This window comes from Cupriavidus sp. 01T418, from assembly GCF_056398885.1.
The window spans coordinates 1-1,095 of the sequence record NZ_JBFTQG010000122.1 but is presented as its reverse complement, the minus strand read 5'-3'; the positions used below and the strand labels follow the sequence as shown (position 1 = coordinate 1,095).

General features: G+C 57.9%; 1 pseudogene. It reads left to right on the top strand.

The features are described from left to right. Positions 1-310: 310 nt before the first annotated feature. Positions 311-613 (top strand): annotated as a pseudogene (locus AC1DQ3_RS36475) (helix-turn-helix transcriptional regulator); the annotation flags it as partial. Between the last annotated feature and the right edge of the window lie 482 nt (positions 614-1,095).

Genomic DNA, 1,095 nt, shown 5'->3' with positions numbered 1-1,095 from the left:
CGTTGAATAAGTTCTCTAGCTTTTGTTTCCAGCTCGTTGGAATCAAACATTGCGTCATATTGACTTGAAACTCTCTTCAATGAAGCCAGGTCTGAGAGCGAGAGCGACTGCACTATTCGTTCCTTTGCGGGGCGAGCGGATCCTAGAATGTCGTATAACTCTAGTCGTGACGAGGGAGGGTCGATGGGCACAATTTATGTTCGCGTGGAATGGATTAGTGTCTAGCCGCTGGGAGATGATCCTGGCGGCATCATTGAATAGAACCAACATCTCACTAAGTGAGTGAGGACGAATTGGAATAAAGTTCCGTCGATCTTGGACGCTGCCCGAGTTGGCAGAACTATGCAGCATGTCGCGCGCCACCTTCATGCGCCACTTCCAGGACAAGCTGGGGCGCTCGGCCATCGACATGTTGACGGACATTCGAATGAGCTTGGCTGCCAACGAACGCAAGAAGCCGACCATGACCACCGAGGCCGTGGCGGACTCGGTGGGATATCAATCAGCATCGGCTTTTCGACGCGTCTTTACGCAATGGATGGAGATGACCCCGGGGGAATGGCGCCGCCTGTCGCGCTCGGCCAAAGCTGAAGCGGAGGGGGCGACAGGCTGAAATCCATGCGCCGCGTTGTATCGCCAGCCAGTGCCACGGGCACTGGCTGGCGCAGGGATCGTGCAGATCAGCTGGCAAGCAAGGCCGCGAAGCGGTCGATATCCACGTTCCAGCCACTGACGAAGGGTAGCAGCGGCGCAGTAATGCGCCGCTGCTACCCTTCCAATTCGTCCTTTTGCCGCAGATTCGGGGCCGACCCCGCAAGGATGGCTCGTCTGGTCAGGCACGAGGCCAGCGTTTCCTGCCGGAAACGAAACGTGTCGCCGGTAGTACCCGGGTAGTCATGGTGGGCCTCCGCTGCCCCTCCTTAGTGCGACAAGACCTTTACCGGATGAACCTTCGACGTAGTTTCAGGCACTCAGGAGAATGTTTCTCCACCGGCGCCTACCTCATGTTTTCGGTCTCCCGTCAGTTGAACGCCCTCGCGGCGGACTCGCCCCCTGCTGAAGCGGCGCAGGCTTCAGGCACCACGTGCACAGGGA